This window comes from Paraburkholderia sprentiae WSM5005, from assembly GCF_001865575.2.
In the GTDB taxonomy this organism is placed as follows: domain Bacteria; phylum Pseudomonadota; class Gammaproteobacteria; order Burkholderiales; family Burkholderiaceae; genus Paraburkholderia; species Paraburkholderia sprentiae.
On record NZ_CP017565.2, the window covers coordinates 340,142 to 353,961 of the forward strand.

General features: G+C 59.3%; 17 protein-coding genes and 2 pseudogenes. 11 read left to right on the forward strand and 8 right to left on the reverse strand.

Translation table 11 applies throughout. From position 1 onward, the window contains the following. Positions 1 to 181 precede the first annotated feature (181 nt). Positions 182 to 1,612, reverse strand: a complete 1,431-nt coding sequence (locus tag BJG93_RS35300; protein WP_027194256.1) for an ISNCY family transposase — start codon at positions 1,610 to 1,612, stop codon at positions 182 to 184. A 220-nt stretch (positions 1,613 to 1,832) separates the two neighbouring features. Between BJG93_RS35300 and BJG93_RS35305 the strand changes: the two genes are divergently transcribed. Both BJG93_RS35305 and BJG93_RS35310 read left to right on the forward strand, forming a co-directional pair. Continuing rightward, positions 1,833 to 2,117, forward strand: coding sequence for a type II toxin-antitoxin system Phd/YefM family antitoxin (locus tag BJG93_RS35305; RefSeq protein WP_027193673.1), 285 nt, complete (start codon positions 1,833 to 1,835; stop codon positions 2,115 to 2,117). Positions 2,118 to 2,128: 11 nt separating this feature from the next. Beyond that, positions 2,129 to 2,455: a type II toxin-antitoxin system RelE/ParE family toxin gene (locus BJG93_RS35310; protein ID WP_231337691.1), complete on the forward strand. Its 327-nt coding sequence runs from the start codon at positions 2,129 to 2,131 to the stop codon at positions 2,453 to 2,455. Between the two features lie 28 nt (positions 2,456 to 2,483). On the opposite strand, the gene BJG93_RS35315 is transcribed toward BJG93_RS35310, so the two are convergent. Beyond that, complete coding sequence (locus BJG93_RS35315; protein WP_231337692.1) at positions 2,484 to 2,906, reverse strand: hypothetical protein; 423 nt, start codon at positions 2,904 to 2,906, stop codon at positions 2,484 to 2,486. Between the two features lie 413 nt (positions 2,907 to 3,319). On the opposite strand from BJG93_RS35315, the gene BJG93_RS35320 reads away from it, so the two are divergent. Beyond that, on the forward strand, positions 3,320 to 3,463 hold the full coding sequence (locus tag BJG93_RS35320) for a hypothetical protein (protein WP_154671652.1): 144 nt from the start codon (positions 3,320 to 3,322) through the stop codon (positions 3,461 to 3,463). A gap of 118 nt (positions 3,464 to 3,581) precedes the next feature. Here BJG93_RS35320 and BJG93_RS35325 read toward each other — a convergent pair whose 3' ends face one another. Continuing rightward, complete coding sequence (locus tag BJG93_RS35325; protein ID WP_162162765.1) at positions 3,582 to 3,749, reverse strand: hypothetical protein; 168 nt, start codon at positions 3,747 to 3,749, stop codon at positions 3,582 to 3,584. Between the two features lie 30 nt (positions 3,750 to 3,779). Between BJG93_RS35325 and BJG93_RS35330 the strand changes: the two genes are divergently transcribed. From BJG93_RS35330 to BJG93_RS35340, 4 genes and pseudogenes are all read left to right on the forward strand, one after another. After that, positions 3,780 to 4,349 carry an EAL domain-containing protein gene (locus tag BJG93_RS35330; protein ID WP_071336776.1) on the forward strand — a complete coding sequence of 190 codons (570 nt, stop codon included), beginning with the start codon at positions 3,780 to 3,782 and terminating at the stop codon, positions 4,347 to 4,349. Between the two features lie 326 nt (positions 4,350 to 4,675). Continuing rightward, the gene (locus tag BJG93_RS36665) at positions 4,676 to 4,987 is read left to right on the forward strand and encodes a transposase (protein ID WP_071336775.1); all 312 of its coding nucleotides are present in this window, start codon (positions 4,676 to 4,678) and stop codon (positions 4,985 to 4,987) included. A 517-nt stretch (positions 4,988 to 5,504) separates the two neighbouring features. Next, positions 5,505 to 5,805, forward strand: a pseudogene (locus BJG93_RS36670) (transposase); the annotation flags it as partial. Positions 5,806 to 6,071: 266 nt separating this feature from the next. Beyond that, positions 6,072 to 6,599 carry a hypothetical protein gene (locus BJG93_RS35340; protein ID WP_269217479.1) on the forward strand — a complete coding sequence of 176 codons (528 nt, stop codon included), beginning with the start codon at positions 6,072 to 6,074 and terminating at the stop codon, positions 6,597 to 6,599. Between the two features lie 62 nt (positions 6,600 to 6,661). Here the strand turns inward: BJG93_RS35340 and BJG93_RS35345 are convergent, their stop codons facing one another. After that, positions 6,662 to 7,090, reverse strand: a complete 429-nt coding sequence (locus BJG93_RS35345) for a hypothetical protein (protein ID WP_231337693.1) — start codon at positions 7,088 to 7,090, stop codon at positions 6,662 to 6,664. Positions 7,091 to 7,875: 785 nt separating this feature from the next. Further along, a complete protein-coding gene (locus BJG93_RS35355) occupies positions 7,876 to 8,163 on the reverse strand; it encodes a hypothetical protein (protein ID WP_071336772.1) in 288 nt (95 codons plus the stop codon). A gap of 226 nt (positions 8,164 to 8,389) precedes the next feature. Between BJG93_RS35355 and BJG93_RS35360 the strand changes: the two genes are divergently transcribed. From BJG93_RS35360 to BJG93_RS35365, 3 genes and pseudogenes are all read left to right on the forward strand, one after another. Next, positions 8,390 to 8,839, forward strand: a complete 450-nt coding sequence (locus tag BJG93_RS35360; protein WP_027193668.1) for a hypothetical protein — start codon at positions 8,390 to 8,392, stop codon at positions 8,837 to 8,839. A gap of 296 nt (positions 8,840 to 9,135) precedes the next feature. Next, a pseudogene (locus BJG93_RS36675) lies at positions 9,136 to 9,267 on the forward strand (IS3 family transposase); the annotation flags it as partial. Then, complete coding sequence (locus BJG93_RS35365) at positions 9,265 to 10,398, forward strand: PAS domain-containing sensor histidine kinase (protein WP_407675379.1); 1,134 nt, start codon at positions 9,265 to 9,267, stop codon at positions 10,396 to 10,398. The pseudogene BJG93_RS36675 and the gene BJG93_RS35365, both read left to right, overlap by 3 nt. Before the next feature lie 665 nt (positions 10,399 to 11,063). On the opposite strand, the gene BJG93_RS36680 is transcribed toward BJG93_RS35365, so the two are convergent. Both BJG93_RS36680 and BJG93_RS35375 read right to left on the reverse strand, forming a co-directional pair. Further along, on the reverse strand, positions 11,064 to 11,540 hold the full coding sequence (locus BJG93_RS36680; protein ID WP_083421028.1) for a DUF1275 family protein: 477 nt from the start codon (positions 11,538 to 11,540) through the stop codon (positions 11,064 to 11,066). A gap of 207 nt (positions 11,541 to 11,747) precedes the next feature. Then, positions 11,748 to 12,638 (reverse strand): NAD(P)-dependent oxidoreductase, encoded by an 891-nt coding sequence (locus BJG93_RS35375; RefSeq protein WP_051374111.1) that lies wholly within the window; start codon positions 12,636 to 12,638, stop codon positions 11,748 to 11,750. A 227-nt stretch (positions 12,639 to 12,865) separates the two neighbouring features. On the opposite strand from BJG93_RS35375, the gene BJG93_RS35380 reads away from it, so the two are divergent. Further along, complete coding sequence (locus BJG93_RS35380) at positions 12,866 to 13,138, forward strand: hypothetical protein (RefSeq protein ID WP_154671650.1); 273 nt, start codon at positions 12,866 to 12,868, stop codon at positions 13,136 to 13,138. A gap of 350 nt (positions 13,139 to 13,488) precedes the next feature. Here the strand turns inward: BJG93_RS35380 and BJG93_RS35390 are convergent, their stop codons facing one another. Continuing rightward, positions 13,489 to 13,809 (reverse strand): 2Fe-2S iron-sulfur cluster-binding protein, encoded by a 321-nt coding sequence (locus BJG93_RS35390; RefSeq protein WP_082194429.1) that lies wholly within the window; start codon positions 13,807 to 13,809, stop codon positions 13,489 to 13,491. Between the last annotated feature and the right edge of the window lie 11 nt (positions 13,810 to 13,820).

A 13,820-nucleotide genomic window follows, 5' to 3' on the forward strand; every position in this document is an offset into this window, starting at 1 on the left:
AGCCAGAATCGGACATTATCAAAAAGCTCTGACGCACGATGTCGAGGCCATTTCAAGATGTCGCTGCGGCAGCTATTTAGAAATGTCGTGTTTTCAGGATTTAAAGTTTTGACTCTGAAGGAGTTACCGCTCACCCGGTGTTGAAGGACAGTGCCTGAAAAAGCAGGGCGCTTACGTCCGTTCAGACAGCACGTGCAGACCGACGGCCAGGTTTTCTGGATGATTTGGGCTGCCTGCGTTGCGCCAGATCCACGACCACTTCGTTGATGTCGGTCTGCGTGAATTCGCGCTGCTTCTTCGTGCCGGACAGCTGCTTCGGCTTGCGCACCGCCTGACCCTGATTCGTTCGGGAAGGGGAGCCGGAGATGCGCCGGTTGTCGCGCTGCGCCTGCAGCGCCTGGGCGACCTGCAGCGCGTGACTGAGTCTCTTGTGCTCAATCACCGCGCCCTGATCGACGTCAGCCAGCTTGTCGTACAGCCTGCAGGACAGAACCCTGTCATCGGCGCGGATCTCGATGCGTCCGTCCGGGTACTCCCACACGTCGATGTACCGGTGGATCAGCTCGCGGGTCGCCGGCGTGTCATCCAGCAGGTACATCACCCGGTCGTACTGCACCGTCAGCGACTTCGATACGCGACGCGTCTCGCGCCAGGTCAGCAGCAGGTCCAGACTCTCGTCAGCGCGCAGCGGCCGGTGCGCATTGAAGTCGCTCTTCGGCGGTTTCGCGAAGCGCACGTTATACGCTGCAATGAAGGCGGGCGCATAGGCGTTGGCGTCGACGATCGTGCTGATGCCTCGCAGTCTCAACTCCTTCACAAGGCGGTCCTGCAGCGTCAGGTGCGCGCGCTCGACACGTCCCTTGGCCGGGCTGCTGTTCGCGCAGAACGTATCGATGTTCAGTTCGTACATTGCGCGGCCGAAGTGCGTCACGCTGCGACCAGTCTTGCTGGCTGCCGTGCTGCGAAACACGCTGGCTTTATCGCTGTACAGCGCGACCGGCTTGCCATGATGCTCGATATACGCGCGCGTCGCCTCGAAGTAACTGAAGGTCGATTCATTCGCCGTGAAATGCAGGCGCATCAGCCGGCTCGTCGCGTCGTCGACGTACACCAGCAGCGTACACGCCGGCGCGCGTTCCTCGAACCAGCGATGGTCGCTGCCGTCGATCTGGATCAGCTCGCCCAGACATGCGCGCCGCGCACGCGGCTGGTAGACCTTCGGTGGACGCTGCCGGCGCGGTATCCACAGGCCCGTGTCCGTCATCAGCCGTCTGACCGTTTCCCTGGCCAGGCGAATGCCGTGGCACTCGTACAGCTTCTCGCAGGCCAGCGTCGGGCCAAAGTCGGCATAGCGCTCACGGATGATCGCCAGCGCCCGCTGGGCCAGATTCTCGTCCAGACGCCGGTTACCCTGGCGGCCACGCTTGCGCGAGGCCAGTCCAGCCGCGCCCGATTCCTGGTATCGGATCACCAGACGCTCGATCTGCCGCACAGTCAGACCCAGCCGTTCAGCCGCGCGTCCGGGCTTCAGCCCCATGTCCACCACAGCCTGGATCACCTTCAACCGGTCGAGTTCGCGCATGTTCAATGTCACCAGTGTGGCTGGATGCATCGCCGGCTCCGTAGTCCCACGAGGAACCGGCAAGCATACCGAGGTCCAAACACGACATTTCTAAATGGCTAGAACACGACATTTCTATAAAGCTACTACACACGAGGTGTCGATAATTTATGTTATGTCAAATTAGTGCCGACGAAGTTGCGTCGCCGGTTGCCTCCGGACCGTTAATGGTTTAAATTCGGTCCTCAACCCCTTCGATCCGGAGCGCCAAATGCATCTCGCGGACCATGTGAAGCCAATCAGCTACCTTAAAAGCGAAGCTGCGCAAATCGTCAAAGACCTGACTGATTCGGGCGAGCCACTCATCATCACGCAGAATGGCGAAGCGAAGCTCGTCGTCCAGGATCTACGAACCTACGAATCGACGCAGCAAACCCTCGCGCTCCTGAAAATTCTCGCGATTGGCCAGAAGCAGATCGAGCGTGGTGATCACATCGATGGCGACGAGTTCTTTGCGGAGCTAAACGAGCTCGACCGTCAAGAAAAGCTCCGCTGATGGCGGGACCCTTGCTGAAATACCGGATTCTCCCTACCGCGCGAATCGGCATCGACGAACTGAGAAGCTATGTCGTCCGCACGTTTTGTTGGGAAACATGGCGTCAGACATCCGCGCAACTGCAGGAAACGATCAACCACATTCGCCAGTTTCCCGCTAGCGGTTATGCGCCTGCTGAGCTTGAGGGCTTCTTCGAGGATGGTTTCCGACAGGCTCTTTCCGGCAAGAACCGGATCATCTACCAGATCCGCGACGATACCGTCTTTGTTCATCTAGTGGTCGACGTGCGACGCGACCTGCCCTCCCTGCTTCAGAGAATCGTGCTTCGCCTGATGTAAAAGGTCTGGACTCGACAACTGGGTCGCTTCAGCCCGGACTGGCTCGCAGCCCAACCACGCGGCACGCCGCGAGCATTTCGTTGAATTCAACCTCGAAGCAGAGCAAAGTGCGCAGAGACGCGGCCGCGTACCGCGTACACTTTCTTTCCATCGGGCGTCGGACGCCTCCAAAGGTCGAGAGCCCGCATGCAGCCTGCGCGCCGATAGGACAGGCGCGGGTGGCACCCGCCGATGCTCCGTTGAGCGCCTCGATGCCAGCATCCGTGAACGCGGTTACGGAGATCAACTGCTCAGCGGGGACGTCCAGATCGTCGATGATCCCGAGACACCCGTCCTCTGGCTCCAGGTTCATATTCGCCAGTTCGTCCAGCCAGTCCTCCGGCCAGTCCTCCGGCTCTCCGCGCATATTTGCCACACAGGAGATCGTATAGACAAAACTCGGTGCTGCCATCGTATTAGGCCCCCTGCTGATTTGATGGGCATCCGGCCCTGTACTGCCGCTTTTCCCCGGTTCCCAACGTCCTTATGGGCCCCAGTTTACTGTCGTGTGTCGCGGGCAGCAGGTGGACATGCTTTGCGTGACCATCGCCGCCGTGCCGGAACTCAGTCGCCGCTAGATTTCCGCATCGTGTCGACCTCCCGCAATCCTGGCCGCGATTCTCACCCCTCGCCCTCTCGCCTCCGATCGCCGGTCAGCGCGCTCTGCTGCGCGCAGATCCCGGGTTCGGCGTCCTGAACCCGTCGTTACGGCCCACACCGCTTCGTGATGCATCGTCAGGCATTACGTGCGCGAACTGCCTCCGCCAGGATCTCCAGGTATATTCCGTGATCGACACGCTCATCCGGCGGTAACTCCGACGCCTTATGCCGTTCGAGCGCCGCGTGTCGGGACTCGCCATGCTGCGCCATCGCAAGGATCCGGCTGTAGTCCTCACACGCGTAGGCGAAGGTCTCGCGCTGATGGAAAGCGATGTCGAGCGCCGTTGGGCACTGGCGACGCTCAGGTAGAGCGAGCGCTGTGCGTCGACAATTGTGCAGTATGTGTGCCGCCTCATGTACGACGTAATCCGAAACGGATCGGTCTGGTCGAAGTACGCGAGCGACACGTAGTAGGTGGCGTCCTGGCTCAATCCGACCAGCTCGCCGTCCGGCGAGCCGAGCTGCTGGCGCCCAGACCATCCAGATACAAATTCGCGAGGCGCCACGCGGTCGAGAGCCACGGTTCCGTGGTGAGCACGTCGACGATATTGGGCCAGGTGACGAAGATAATCCCGCGTACGAGAGCGTCGAGCACGCAATCACGCTCGATGTGCCGAACATATCCGTGAATGTCTGTGCCGCCGACTTCAAGCGGCCAGATTATCCCGCCTTTATCGCGCGCACTCTACAGGCTCATGGCCTGGATCCTGAACACCTGATCCTGGAAATGACCGAGCGAGTCATGTTTGATGAGTCGGCCGATGACATTCGCACGTCGCTCGATGCGATACATGCCCTGGGAATAGCGCTGTCGATAGACGACTTCGGTACGGGCTACTCATCCCTGAGTTACCTCCACCGGTTCCCCGTCAAAGAACTTAAGATTGACAAAAGCTTCGTGCGGGAGATCGGGGGTGACGCAATGGCAGAGTCTCTGGCACAGACTGTAATGAACATTGGCAACGTGCTAAAGCTGACTGTGGTCGCTGAAGGCGTGGAAACGCAAATGCAGTGCGACTTTCTGAGCGACCATGGCTGCCATTTGTATCAAGGACACCTTTTCTCGCCACCGTTGTCGCCGGAGCGTTTTGTGCTCTGGATACAAGCGCATCGGCAGCGAACGTACACACGCGGACCAACCAGTGCTCACATTTTAATGGAAAGCCTAAGCACGACCGATCGTTGCTTAGGTTGAATCCATGTGATGGCGATACAGGTCGGACCGCAAGAAGGCAAATCCTCCGGGAGCGCCGTGACATTGACGTTGTCGTCAGCGAAATTTCGATGTCCCACGGCATGAGCGGGATCGAGCTTGCACGTCTTGTCCGCTCAGACCATCCCGAGATCAGGGTTGCGCTTACATCGGTATATTCGCCTGCCGCCCTTCGCGACGGGAAGGGCGGACTGAGCGATGTGCTATGCGTACCCAAGCCCTATCGCCTAGCGGATCTCTGTAGTGGTCAAATTTCCTCGGACAGGTCGATAGGAGGACAATCCGGAATCGACGAGGAAAAACAATAGATGACGAGCAGGCGCCGACAATTTGACACCAGCTTCAAGCTGGAAGTGGTACGGATGATACCGGACCAGGGCTTATCGGTCAGCGAAGTCTGCCGGTCGACGGGCCTTGTCGAGACAGCCGTGCGGCGCTGGGTGGCGCAGTACGATGCGGAACGCGCTGGCGGCCCCGGCGAGGGCAAGCCGCTGACGGAGGAACAGCAGCGCATCGGGCAACTTGAAGCGGAGAACCGGCAATTGCGCGAGAACAACACGCTGCTAAAAAAAAGCGTCGGCCTTCTTTGCCCGGGAACTGAAGTGAGTACCGCGTGGTAACTCAGTTGCAACAGGAGGCCGTATCGGTTAGTGACGCCTGCCGTGTTTTGCAGGTGAGCCGCTCTGGCTACTATGCAAATCGGCGTGCAAAGCCGAGCGCAAAAAGCCTGCAGAAACAGAGCTACGTCAAGGCAGCATTCGCCGCCAGCCGTGCGAGCTATGGCAGCCGGCGTGTGATGCATGCGCTGCGGGAGCAAGGGTTACGTATTGGTCGTTACGGGGCGCGTACGCTGATGCGCGAAGCAGGCCTGCGCACGAGCTGGAAGCGCAAGTTCGTCTCAACGACCCACAGCAGGCATACGCTACCTATAGCAGAGAACGTGCTCGACCGACAGCTTGACATGGCTGGGCCCAATCGCGCCTGGGTTTCGGACATCACGTTTATCCGCGCGGCGCAGGGCTGGTTGTATCTGGCGGTTGTACTGGACCCGTACTCATGGCGCCCACCATGCCGGCCGGACGGGTCATGTCGGCGCAGGCCATGGCACTGCAGCAGCGCCGGCCAGCGCCGGGACTTGTCCTGCATTCGGACCGAGGCAGCCCACTATCGCTGGCCGGGGTGGCTCTCACGTATGCGCGACGCGAAGCTGATTCGCTCGATGTCGCGCAAAGGGTGCTCGCCCGACAATGCGGCCTGCGAAGGCTTCTTCGGCCGGCTGAAAACGGAGCTGTTCTATCCTCGGGACTGCCAGGCTACAACCATTGAGCAATTCATCGCGGTAGTCGATTCCTACATCCGCTGGTATAACGAAAAACGGATCAAAATATCACTGGGCTCCCTCAGTCCCCGCGAATACCGGGAGAGCCTCGGACTTGCAGCATACACGAGTCCGAGATTTCTGCCGCACCCCCGGTGGCTCAATATTCATTCGGCGCGAACACACCACGCGACCCTGCTGCGCGACACCGTGGCGGCGATGCTGCCGGGTTTCGATGTCTATATCACCGACTGGGTCGACGCGCGCCAGGTCCCCCTTTCCGAGGGGACGCTCCACCTCGACGACTATGTCGCATACGTGCGCGAGTTATCAGCTTCCTCGGCCCGCAAATTCACGTGGTGTTGGTCTGCCAGTCGACCGTTCCCGTGCTGGCCGCTATTTCGCTGATGGCCGCCCACGGCGAAGCGACACCCAGGAGCATGACGCTGATCGGTGGCCCAATCGACGCGCGCCGCGGCCCCACAACCATCAACGAATTCGCCGTCAGCAAACCGCTCGACCGGTTCGCGCGAACTGATCGATACGGTGCCGGGTACCTGTCCCGGTGCCGGACGCGAGGTGTACCCGGCTTCCTGCAGCACGCGGCCTTCGTGGCGATGAATCCCGAGCGCCACCTGAATTCGCACCTGCGCTACTACTGCGACGTGGCAGCCGGCAACAGGGAAGCGGCCGACGCACATCGCCGCTTCTACGACGAATACAACGCCGTGCTCGACAGGCACCTGTCGCCAAAGGTGCGCGTATTCGTCGACTGGATCGCCGAGCAATTCGATCGCTGCCCGCTCATGAGCGGACGCGGCGGCCTCGACAAGACCTGTACTCAGCGTACCTACGAACGACGCGAATCCGCGCCGACGCTCGACACACCGGTCGTCTCGGAGTGGGTCGCCTGATTGGGGGTTCGATCTAATCGCGGTGCAGCCACCGCGATTGTTCTGATTCCGTGACAATTCACTTAGCAAAACTGCGATTTATGCGCGCAGCATCCACGCCTACAGTTCACCCTGTCGCAGCGCTGTTTCTGGTGCCGCAAACGAATCGACAGGAGTGAATGATGAAACGCAATCTGTTCGCAGATCTGCTTATTTCTGCACAGGCCGTGGGCCGCGTGGATCCGGCCTCGCCCGCAGATATCGTCCCTCTCGCCTTCCACGGTGATCAGCGCGGTGGTCTTGGTGGCGCCCGGGCGCACGTGTTTGCCGCGCACCCGCCAGTTGCCGCGCGCCAGGCGAACTCCTGAAAGAACACCCGAACCGTTTCCAGATAGTATTTGGCCGCCATGTCGCTCAAGCACCGCCTGACGGCCCGCGGCTGCGCCCACTACGGGATTTTTCTCGGGCAATGCCTGGCGCACTGCGATCTTTCCGCAACGTCGCGGCCTCATCTATCAGCACGACTCGCGCGACAGTGACGAGTCAGCGGCCGGTTCGCACACTGAATTCCTCGAGGACGTGGCGACGTGACGGCGCACGACAAGGGGCGCGGCCGATCAACGGCCATGGGATTGAAGGAGCAGCAGATGAACACCAATGAGACGTCCTTGCGCTGGTTGATCGACAAATGGCTGGCGCCAACGCCGGCCATGCCGGTCCGCCTGACCCGATACAGTCGTTCGGGCTCGAGCCAGAGACGGTGCGTACGCGTCGAGTCATTGCGTATGACAGGCTTGCTGGCCATTTTCTTCTTCCGGCACGATGACGGATCGTGGTGCGTGTTCCCGCCCACGACCAGAGGGCCAGTGATGCGTACCTACCCACGAACTGGATAGACAGATCTCGCACGGAAGAGCGGGAAGTCCGGCCGGTCTGGTCGGCCGTGCGATAACACGGCAGGGCTCGCATTTTTAGTACAAGCCGCGGTTTCGCGCTGTGGGTGTCTGAAATCGCCGGGCCTTAAATCCTCGTTGGTGCTCGCCAGACTGTGCGGATGACGAGCGCCAAGGAGATCCTGCATCGGAGGGGACTGCGATGAAACGGCGTGCGGGGGGTGGTGGAATAGTGGGGGCGGTGGGCGTTGCGATGGTCCAGGCTGTCGCATCGCGTGCTGGGGACGTGTCCAATGAGCAGGTATTCAAAACGCACTGCGCTGATCAAGCGGGGGAACGGCACGTCTATAGTCCCGTTCCGGGCTGGGGCACTTCCATATGATCCCGTTAGCTCATCGAGATTACTAGAGATCGTGGACCGGATCCAGCTGGCAAGGCAATACCTGTATCAGGTCGGACCGATTTCCGTTTGAGGAACCCGGTCTCGCTGGATGCTGAGAGGCCCGCGATGCGCTCTTACCGGCTTGCGGCGTGAGCGACGGGTCGATAGTCGGGCGATCGAGGAGAACGGAATGAACATCTTGGAATTGGCGGGGAATGCCGGAATGCTGGTCGTACTTGACGGCAGGATCGGTCGCACCGAGTACCGAAGCGTCCATGGAACCCTGGATGCGTTTCAGCGTTTTGTTCATGCGTTTGAATCGGCATTGGCGAATGGTGAGGAATCCGATTTGTCTCGGAGCCAGAGAGGCCTGTGCGCGGAGTCTTCGTCATCTTGAAGACATGGTGCCGGAGCGCCACCATGGAGGCCCTCACGCTGACCTGGAATGCGCTTCTGACCGCTGGCCATGAAACCGGAGCGGGTGCAGGACATGCTGGTCCCGGATCGTGAGCAAGCTCGATTGAGTGGAGCGACTAATGAAGGTTTCCGCAATCTACGCCTGGGTAACGGTACTTACTGCAATCGCCGCGGGGCTCCCTTCGGGCTCGTCCTACGCCTACGCGCTCGATCCGCAACTCGACTGTAGATCGAACGCACACGCGTTCATCGCCCCGCTCCTAAAGAGCCAGTATATCGATCCGAATCCGATGCGCGTCGAAGCAAACTCGGTCAACGCATTTCGACCGGCGCACGGCAGCAAGTTGACCGCATTTGGCTTTCCCGTCTACGCCGTCCTCGGGTATGAACACGACGATGCACTGTTCAAACGCGGCGATGGCCGGCCCGTCACGGAGTCAGCCTATGGCGTGGTAGTAATCGGCCCCACCGAGTCAGTAGAAGCGCACGCGCGCCAGACCGGCAGCGGCGCTGTCATTCATCAAGTTGTCCCCCTCTTGCTAACGGCCATTTTCTGCAGCGGACCATGACGCGCTCAGCGGTGCTGTCATGCGTGCAGTGGGATGGCGTTGTTACATTAGTGTTTGCGTCCCAGTAGTGCGATCAACGGGCCTTTCCTTAAAAGCCGGACGGATTTTGGGTGAGCTCGGTGAAACGATGCTGTGTGGCGAAGCGGTTCGCTGAGTTGCTTTCGGCAGGGCGACGCACGCAGTAAATGTCGGTTCAGTGCGAAGAGAGGTGGCGCCGAGAATTCGGACAGGTCGGTAAGTGGAAGAGCTTGGGCGGCGTGATTCGGTCATTATGGCCGGCAACAAGGAACCAGAAGATGACGAAACGCAACCGACGGACACACTCACCGGCGCTCAAGGCAAAGGTGGCACTCGCGGCGCTCAAGGGCGACAAGACGCTGGCCGAGCTGGCCCGGAGGCGCGTCTTCGCGCCGGCCCGGATTGCGGTGCTTCGGCTTCTTGCTTCCCAGGCGGCGACGTCGCTCGAGAATACCCGCTTGTACCGCGAACTCGAACAACGCGAAACCAAGATCCGGCGCCTCGTCGACGCCAACATCATCGGTATTTTCATATGGGATTTCGAAGGTCACGTTCTTGAGGCCAACGACGCGTTTCTGCGCATTGTGGATTACGACCGCGAGGACCTCATGGCGGGCCGGCTACGCTGGATGGACCTCACGCCACCGGAATGGCTCGCCCGTGACCTGAGTCAATGGATACCACAACACAAAGTGACTGGGCGCCTGGAACCTTTCGAAAAGGAGTACTTCCGCAAAGACGGCAGCCGCGTCCCCGTGCTGATCGGCGTCGCCACGTTCGAGGCGGGCGGAAACGAGGGTGTCGCGTTCGTGCTCGATCTGACGGAACGCAAGAAAGCAGAGCACCGCTTGCGTGAGTCCTACGAGATGCTGCGAGAGCTCACCTCCCGTCGCGAGACGGCTCGTGAGGAAGAGCGCAAGCACATTGCACGGGAAATGCACGACGACCTGGGACAACACCTTACCGCCCTTCGCATGAGGGCATCGATGTTAGCCGTGCAGTTTGGCAAGGACCTCCCAGCGCTGGCCGAACAGGCCCAGGCACTGACGGCGCTGGTGGACAACACCATGCGGGTTGTCCGGGGTGTCATCGCGTCGCTACGCCCAGCAGCACTGGACGCAGGCATTGGGGCTGCGCTCGAGTGGCTCGCTGCAGAATTCAACCGCAACCCCCGCACGGTGTGTCGCCTCCGCGTGCAGGACGAGAACCTCGTACTGAACGAGGACCGCGCTATCGTACTGTTTCGCGTAGTTCAGGAGGCGCTGACCAATGTTGCCCGTCACGCTGCGGCCAGCCAGGTGACCATCACGCTCGAGCGAACGCCGGATTCCTGTGTGCTGGAAGTACGGGACGACGGTCAAGGATTCGATCCTCTGGCGACCAGAAAAAGATCGTTCGGACTGGCGGGAATGGAGGAGCGCGTCCTGATGCTGGGTGGCCGGATCGTTGTTGTCAGTTCACCGGGAAACGGCTGCGCGATCATCGTGCACCTACCTCTTTTCCATGAGACCGGAGACGCGACTGACATGATCTACACATGAAGGTCCGCTGCGGAGGGCGGATTCAACTGGTGGATGCAACACACTCCTATGTAGCATTGGGGTAAAGGCCCAACCTGGCATGGCCTACAACCAAATGTTGCACGGTAACCCCCACTGAAAAACCTTGCACCAAGGCACTCGCCGGTTTCATTGTTATGCTCAAAGATGTTCGTGAGCTGCTTATCCGCGTCTTCAAGGACGCGCGGAACAAGCGCGATCGCCAGTGCGAGCGTGACGTGAGGGCTATCCGGTCGCCCCTAAAGGTACTCGCCGAAGCGTATGTTCGTTGCCAGCAGCGCGCCTGCAACCACGCAGATGCCGTCCAATGACCGAGCCCGGAGTCCTTGTACGCTTTGCATTTCTTTCCCCTTCAATAAAAGTCGAACCTTGCGCCATGCAGCGTCAAACCGATGTAGACCGGCACGACCTACATTTAGGTATGCGACTCGTCTTTTTTGCCTTCAGTTGCACATTCTGAAACCTGGAAGGGCACGCCCAAGTACGGTGTTATGACCTTGCCAAACTCCTAGCGGAGTGGTACTGCAAGCCGGTCTCTGATGACCGATCGATCTATGCGATCCTTCAACACAGGAAGCGCGAGAACTGCCAACAGCCCTCTGCCTGCTACCCGGGCAACTGCCGACAGGCTACGCGTGCCGCGGAACTCAGCGGAGTCGCTGCGAAAAGCCTTTTGAAGGCACGCGACAGACGCTCCGCTTGTCCAGCCGCATTGCTTTGCGATACGGTCGATCGGTAACCTGGTTTCGACGAGCAATCTTGAAGTTAAGTCTGAGTACATACCGAGATTCGCGTGCCGCGTCGGCGTCGCGGAGGGGACACCACGCATATGTCACGCGACGCAATTGATGCCGTGCGCCAGGTCGTCCGTATCTGTCCGGATCTGTGATTGCCGGCGTGCTCAATCGCAATGGCCTGCGAACCGGCCAAGGTAACTTCTGGACCCAGGAGCGAGTCACCGCGTTGCGCAGCCGGGCCCGGTTACCTGCACCGCGAAACTCGAGAAGAAGCGCAGAAAGCATCGCTCCCACAATGAAGAGCACGATGATCGCGAGGAGTGAGAGCCCCGAACGCGGGTCGCCTGTGGCGATCCTGTCTGCCAATGACGTCACATTGCCAGTCATGTTGCCCGAAAAAATACCCGCGACACAAAGTGAGCAGAGCCAACCACTGCCCTCGTCGTGGTTGTAACGGCGGTGCCAGAACACGGTGGTCCGCAGCGGCGGGAGCCGCAGCGGCGACCTGACGACTTCCAGCTGCAACGGTGCGGCCGCGCTCGGTCAGCTTTTGCGGCACCGTCGCCACTGGAAATCGATAAAAAGGTCCGCCTCTCAATTCCGGAGTGACTGTATGCGAGATGCTTGAAATGCGGCTTCTATATCGGCATAACCAAACCCCTGATCAGCCCATTGGCCAAATGTGGACCTTACGGCGCTCATAACGGGGAGCGTAACTCCGGCTTTTTCAGTTGAGCCGAGTATCAAGTCCGCCGCTACAAGGTAATCATTGACTGTACCGGAAATTCCGGCAGGAGGCGGGCCCGGACGGCTCGCGGCATCTTGCCAGCGCGTCAGGATGCCTTCCACGTCACTACCCAAGACCGAGGCAATCTCGAAAACAATTTTCGGGTCCACACCGAGAGCGCCTGCTGCGCCGATGGACTCCAATACCCCTGCAAGTCCAACCTGAAAATGAACACTCCACGCGAACATGACGGTCGTGGCGGCCGAGACATCTTCACCAACGAACCTGCAATTGCCAAAGGATTTGAATAGCGTTTCCTGCCGCGCAAAGACATCTGGGCGACCGCTTGCAAGAAGCAACCCGCCTGGCGTGCCGATGTGACTTGGATATGTCATTACCTTGACATCCATGTAGCCTAAGGCTCCTCGGGCTGCGCAAAGCTTTTCGAGTGCCACGGCATCCTCAATGCCACCGGTTGCAAGTTGGACGACAGTCTTACCGTGCAGATCTGCATCGGCGATCAAGGCTACGGAGGAAGCATAGTCACTTATAACAAGGAAGATAATATCGGAAGTCGCTATCGCCGCTTCAGCCGATGAGAAAACGGTAGCACCGCAATCCTCAAGTGGTGCGCATTTCGACTGCGTCCTGTTCCAGACGCTGATTGTGTATCCGGCGCTAAGCATAGCTTTCGCCATGGCACTACCCATCAACCCCGTGCCGAGTAGAGTAATTTTTCCTGATTTCTTATTTTGCATGCCTAGTCCGCAAAAGGGTGGTGATACATTCCTATCAGCTGGTCCCGGATACCTCACAAGTGTCCGTGCAGCCGGCCCGATTCTCGAAAATGTCCGCTAAACGACTAGGTACTTGGCCTCCCTGTCCCACAGGACAGGTCGTTCCATGCATGCTCTGATCCACAACCCACCAGGTTTGGCTCCGATTTCCCTCTGCTCAGACGCCGTCTCAGCGCGAGGACAGCGCTATGGACTGCCGTCAATACTGGCTTACCGCTGGCCTGTTCGCAGACGCCTTTGCTCGCGCCATGCTGAACTGGGCCAAGGCGATCGTATTGCATCCATCTGCCGCCAGCCGTCTGGCCTATGCACCGATCAGCGTGTCATGCAAATCCATGTCGCCCCGGTTGACGACCAGGCTGTCCGAGCGCATTCCCGACACCCGGTCCATCAGCGATGAACACTCCGTCGAACTTGCCAACGTCGCCGGAATCACATGCGCGTGTCCATATGTCAATTGATAAGGAACATCGAATTTTTGCGCCTCGCCGAGTAAAAAGTGACGTTGTACGGCTTGTGATCATGATTGCGCCTTCTGTAAATCTCGTTCGCAAGTTGGAACATCTCGGCGATTGCGCTAGTGCTCAGTAGAGAGAATCCGTCAAACAGAAGAATGCCGATATGTCGAGCGACGGATCTCCCTTTCTTCTCTTGCACTTCGCCATCACATTCTCGAACGCTACGCTTCATCTTTTCCCCAACCGCGCAGTCGGACTGATAGTCTGGATGCGCGTTATCGAAAATCTTCACTGCCCCGTAGATTGGTGCCTAGGAAGCGCCGAACCGCCATGAACGGACGGCGTGCGTTGAATCAGAACTGCGATTCTGGAAGACTAACTACAAGACCATCGAGTTCGTCTGACATCTGTATCTGACAGCTGAGCCGGCTATTGGGCGCAGGTTTTATTACGCAGTCAAGCATACTTCGCTCGGTTTCGCTTGGCGGGTTCAGTTTGTCCGTCCAAGCCTCATCTATATACACATGGCACGTCCCGCAGCTGCTGCAGCCGCCGCACTCGGCCAGCACGGCGTCTAGCCCCTGACGCACCGCCGCTTGCATGACGCTTGTCCCGGATGTGACGTTAACCCGATGGATTGCACCATCGTGGCAGATAAACTCGATTACAGGCACAACTTTCCCCT

Excerpts from the sequence above, each read along its gene's own strand:
- BJG93_RS35300 (WP_027194256.1), bottom strand. The coding sequence starts at position 1,612 with ATGCATCCAGCCACACTGGTGACATTGAACATGCGCGAACTCGACCGG.
- BJG93_RS35305 (WP_027193673.1), top strand. The coding sequence starts at position 1,833 with ATGCATCTCGCGGACCATGTGAAGCCAATCAGCTACCTTAAAAGCGAA.
- BJG93_RS35315 (WP_231337692.1), bottom strand. The coding sequence starts at position 2,906 with ATGGCAGCACCGAGTTTTGTCTATACGATCTCCTGTGTGGCAAATATG.
- BJG93_RS35320 (WP_154671652.1), top strand. The coding sequence starts at position 3,320 with ATGCCGTTCGAGCGCCGCGTGTCGGGACTCGCCATGCTGCGCCATCGC.
- BJG93_RS36665 (WP_071336775.1), top strand. The coding sequence starts at position 4,676 with ATGACGAGCAGGCGCCGACAATTTGACACCAGCTTCAAGCTGGAAGTG.
- BJG93_RS35345 (WP_231337693.1), bottom strand. The coding sequence starts at position 7,090 with ATGAGGCCGCGACGTTGCGGAAAGATCGCAGTGCGCCAGGCATTGCCC.
- BJG93_RS35355 (WP_071336772.1), bottom strand. The coding sequence starts at position 8,163 with ATGAACAAAACGCTGAAACGCATCCAGGGTTCCATGGACGCTTCGGTA.
- BJG93_RS35360 (WP_027193668.1), top strand. The coding sequence starts at position 8,390 with ATGAAGGTTTCCGCAATCTACGCCTGGGTAACGGTACTTACTGCAATC.
- BJG93_RS36680 (WP_083421028.1), bottom strand. The coding sequence starts at position 11,540 with ATGACTGGCAATGTGACGTCATTGGCAGACAGGATCGCCACAGGCGAC.
- BJG93_RS35375 (WP_051374111.1), bottom strand. The coding sequence starts at position 12,638 with ATGCAAAATAAGAAATCAGGAAAAATTACTCTACTCGGCACGGGGTTG.
- BJG93_RS35380 (WP_154671650.1), top strand. The coding sequence starts at position 12,866 with ATGGACTGCCGTCAATACTGGCTTACCGCTGGCCTGTTCGCAGACGCC.